This window comes from Micromonospora sp. 4G55 (genome assembly GCF_016803375.1).
Genome location: NZ_JAEVHN010000509.1, coordinates 1 through 4526 on the forward strand (window position 1 = coordinate 1; position 4526 = coordinate 4526).

At 73.3% G+C, this 4526-nt stretch carries 3 protein-coding genes; 2 read left to right on the forward strand and 1 reads right to left on the reverse strand.

Translation table 11 applies throughout. The features are described from left to right. Window positions 1-395 precede the first annotated feature (395 nt). Window positions 396-1694 carry a DUF1479 domain-containing protein gene (locus tag JNW89_RS28565; RefSeq protein WP_238451465.1) on the reverse strand — a complete coding sequence of 433 codons (1299 nt, stop codon included), beginning with the start codon at window positions 1692-1694 and terminating at the stop codon, window positions 396-398. 91 nt (window positions 1695-1785) lie between these two features. Between JNW89_RS28565 and JNW89_RS28570 the strand changes: the two genes are divergently transcribed. Continuing rightward, window positions 1786-2916, forward strand: a complete 1131-nt coding sequence (locus JNW89_RS28570) for an ROK family transcriptional regulator (RefSeq protein ID WP_238451466.1) — start codon at window positions 1786-1788, stop codon at window positions 2914-2916. A 274-nt stretch (window positions 2917-3190) separates the two neighbouring features. After that, window positions 3191-4526: DivIVA domain-containing protein (locus JNW89_RS28575; protein WP_238451467.1), on the forward strand; the 1336-nt coding region annotated here is incomplete at its 3' end.

A 4526-nucleotide genomic window follows, 5' to 3' on the forward strand; every position in this document is an offset into this window, starting at 1 on the left:
GCACCACAAAACCACCGGCTCTCACCGCTGACCTCATGGCTTCCGACAGGCCGGCCGCTGCAGTCACCCGCACGCTCGCCCGGTTCCCTACCGGCGATGAACCATACCCGGTCGGCTCCGCCTCACCAAATCCGCCTCGCAGCGTCTTCGGGGCACCGCCCGGTCCCGGGTTCCGAGGAGTACAACCCTCAGAACCGGAAGCTCATTCCCGCGCCCGGCCTACCAGGTCTTTCGCCTGTTTCGTCCGTTCCGCGCTGGCAGAGAGAAAGTTACGCGGACCGCGAGTTGATCGTCAAATTGGCGGCGTGCGTCCCCCGTCACATCGGGGTTGTCAGCCGTTTCGCGCTCCCCCAGTCCCGGCAGCGCAGTCACCCCAGAAACCAGCCCGCTACAGCTCAGCCGAGGCCGAGGCCGCGTCGGCCGGTGGAGCTCAGGCTCTCGGCCGGGAAGCGGTCGGGCCAGCTGCGCTCGTAGTGCTCCTCGGGAAAGTCGGCGGGGCTGGACCCGGTCTGGAAGGCCTCCCGGACGCTGGCCGCGTAGCGCTCGTTGCGCGGGCACCAGGGCGCGGCGGGGATGTACATGACGTTGCCCCAGCCCTGCTGGTTCTGCACGGGCGCCACGCTGTGGATCATGTCGCAGTGCCACCAGACGGAGTCGCCGGCCCGGACGTCGGGGATGCCGACGAGGGCCCGCATCAGCAGCGGGTGCCAGGTCTGGTTGGCGGGGAAGACCTGGTTGACCGTCACCCCGCACATGTCGTCCTCGGGCACGTCGGCCAGCAGCGGCCGGAGCATCAGGTACGCCATGGCCCCGGGGATCGGCACGGTGTGCAGCACCCCCTGGTCGTGGTCCATGTCGGACAGCGCGGTCCAGCCCTGGAAGGTGCGGAAGGCGGAGCACATGGTGCTGCCCGGGTACTGCGGTCCGGCGGTGCGGTAGGCGGCGTCCCAGGGGTCGTACTGCTCGACGGTGCCGTCGAAGAGGTGGCGGAAGGTCCGCTGGTACGCCTCGGTCATCCACAGGTCGAGGGTGCCGGGGTCGAGGTGGGTGCCGAGGCCCTGGGAGTCGGCGCCCGGCGGCCGGCGGCGGATCCGGTCGGGGTAGAGCGAGTCGCGCTCCGGGTCGAACCACCGCACGCCCTCGGACTCGTGCTTCCACTGGCTGTTGAGGAACGCCTGCACCCGGGCCATCCGGTCGCTCTGGCGGGCCTGCATCTGCGCCGGCGACCAGTAGATCGGGTAGATCTCGGGCTTGGAACCCACGCTGCCGAAGAAGTCGTCGCCGGGGCCGCGGTAGGCGTCGAAGAAGCCGTTGCCCTCGACGTAGTCGACGATGTCGCGGTCCCAGCCGAGGGCCTGCTCCCGGTCGAAGTGTCCGCGCACGACGAGGCAGCCGCGCCGGCGCAGCGCCCGCAGGGTCTCGGCCGGCACCGTGCCGGCCTCGAGGTCGGCGTACTCGATGACCGGCCAGACCGGCTCGCCGCGGTCGCGCGCCGCGACGATCTCGTCGACCTCGGCCCGGATCCGCCGCTCGACGACGGCGAACACCTCCTCGACCGTCCGGCCGGAGGCCTCGATGCGGGCGCGCAGCGCCGCCTTGATCTCCCGGATCGCGCCGGGCAGGTCGGTCGGGGTCGACTCCCAGTGCGGCAGCGGCGGGAGCGAGGCGGTGGTGAGGGCGGGTTGGGCGGTCATGGCAGGACTCCTTCTAGTTAAGGCTCCTTCTTTGAAAGGACTGTAGGTGGCGGGACGCCTTCTAGGCAAGACTCCTGACTAGAATCAGGGCGTGACCGCCGCCAAGCCCTCGCTGGAGCTGCTCCGCTCGCTGACCGACGAGCACGTGCTCCGCGAGTTGATGCAGGCCAGGCGCCTGACCCGGGCCGACCTGGCGACCCGCAGCGGCCTGTCCAAGCCGACGGTGGGCGAGAGCGTGCGCCGGCTGACCGAGGCGGGACTGGTCGTGGACACGGGAGAACGGACCCCCGGCGGACGCGGCCGGGGGCGCGTCGGCTCGTACTACGCGCTCGCCGACACGGTCGGCACCGCCCTGGTGATCGGGATCGCGCCCGACGGGGTGGTGGCCGAGTGCGTCGACGCCTACGGAGACACCCTGGCCCGGACCCACCACGAGATCAGCCGCCCGGCCCGACCCGAGCAGGTCGCGGCCGCCCTGCGCACCGCCGCCACGCAGGCCCAGCGCAGCGCGGGACGGGCCACCCGACTGGCGGTCGTCAGCGCCGCCGACCCGGTGCAGCGCACCACCGGCCGGCTGATCCGGCTCCCCGACGCGCCGTTCCTGCTCGGCGAGCTGGACCCGGTCGACGTGCTCGCGCCGCAGGTCCAGGGGCCGGTCGTCGTCGACAACGACGTCAACTGGGCGGCCCAGGCCGAGCGCGACACCGATCCGACCAGCCTCACCGACTTCGCGTACCTCTTCCTCGGCGAGGGACTGGGCTGCGCGGTGGTCAGCGACGGCCAGGTACGCCGGGGGCACGGCGGCCTCGCCGGCGAGATCGCGCACCTGATCACCATCGGCCCGGACGGTCGGGCGACCCGGTTCATCGAGGTGTTCGGCGACCTGGGGCTGCGCCGGCCCGGCAGCACGGCGATCGACGTCGACCGGCTCCGCCAGCAGGTTGGCGCGTCGGCGGCCGCCCGCGAGGCGATCGGAGCGGCGGTGAGCGGCGTCCTCGCCGCCGTCGTCGCGCTCACCGACCCGCAGCTGGTCGTCCTCGGCGGGCCGTGGGGCCCGACGGTCCTCGACGCCGTCACCGCCGCCTTCGGCCGCCTGCCGCGCCACGTCGACCTCCGCGCGGCCCGACTGACCCGGGAACCGTCCCTGACCGGTGCGCGCAACGACGCCCTCACCCGCCTCCGCTCGGCCATCGTCGCGGCCCCTCGGCGACCACCCGCCTGACCCGCCGCCGAACCCGCGCCCCGACCCACCCGAGGGACGAGCACCGCCGCCGACCGGTCGACGCTCCGACCGGGGCACCGGGCTGTCGACGCGGGAGCCACCGCATCGACAGGCCGTGACCCCGCGGAGGCCACCGACGCAACCGGGGCCCCTCACCGCGTCCCGATCACCGGGGCGGGCCTATTGTGCGGGGCCGGACGACGGTAGCGTTGCGCCACATCATGGCCCGTGGGCGTCCATCCGCGTGGCGTTCACACAGTACGGAGGGTGCGGCATGTCCAACGGCGAGGAGCCGTTCGCGCTGCGTGACGACGCGGCCGGACGGCCGCATTTCGAGACCGCCCTGCGCGGGTACGACAAGCGGCAGGTGGACCGGTACATCGAGCAGACCGACGGTCAGCTCGCGACGCTGTCGACCGAGCGGGACCAGGCGGCGAGCCAGGTGCACGGCCTCACCACGCACATCCAGCGCCTCCAGGCGGAGCTGACGGAGCTGCGGCAGCGCCCCAGCCAGGTGGACCGCGCGTCCTTCCGCGACCTGGGCCCGATGGTGGACCAGATCCTGGCGCTGGCCGAGAAGCAGGCCGGGGTCATCACCGAGACGGCGACGCAGCGGGCGACCAACCTGCAGAGCGAGGCCGAGAAGGTGCTGACCGAGGCGCGGGAGCGCACCGTCCAGTCGCTGCGGGACCTCGACGAGGAACTGTCCGCGCGCCGGGCCGAGCAGGACAAGGTGTACGAGGAGCGCCGGTCGGCGGCCGAGCGGGAGCTGGCCGAGATCCACGAGCGGGCCGAGAAGCTGCGGGCGGAGGGTGAGGCCGCGCACGAGCGCGCCCAGCAGGAGGCGAAGCGGATCAGCGAGCAGACCGCCAAGCAGATCACCCAGACCCGGACGGCGGCGGAGGCGCTGACCAAGGCGGCCCGTACCCAGATCCAGCAGGAGATCCAGGCGGCGCGGGCGCAGAGCCAGCAGGAGCTGGCCCAGTGGCAGGCCACCGCCGAGAAGGAGATCGCCGAGCGGCGGGCCGCCGCCGAGCAGGAGCTGGCCGAGCACCGGGCGGCGGCCGAGCAGGAGCTCACCAACCAGCACAGCGCCGCGGAGCAGCAGATGCAGGCGCTGATCGCCGAGGCGCAGCAGTACGCCACCGAGGTGCGCCAGCGTGCCGACGAGCAGATGGCGGCGCAGCAGGAGCAGCTCACGGCGGTGCAGGAGGAGATCGCGGAGCGGCAGCAGGCGCTGGCGCAGGTGAGCGAGGAGTTGGAGACCGCCCGGCAGCAGCTCGCCGAGATCCAGCAGGAGGGCGACACCACCGAGCGGGACCTCGTGCAGACGCAGCGCCGGCTGGAGGAGACCCGCCGGAGCCTGGTCGTCGAGACCCGGCGGCTGGAAGAGGCGCGGCAGGCGGCCGAGTCGGTCGAGCGGCACGCCAAGGACGTCCGGGCCCGGGTACAGCGGGAGGCCAAGCGGGTGGCGGACCTGGCGGCCGCCGCGGTGATGGCGGCCGCCGCCGGTGGCGGGGAGACCGGCCGAGTACCCGATGCTGGGCCGTCCGTCCCGGCCGGAGCGGCCGGTCGGGACGGGACGCCGAGGAGCCGGAGACCCGGAGCAA

Excerpts from the sequence above, each read along its gene's own strand:
- JNW89_RS28565 (WP_238451465.1), bottom strand. The coding sequence starts at position 1,694 with ATGACCGCCCAACCCGCCCTCACCACCGCCTCGCTCCCGCCGCTGCCG.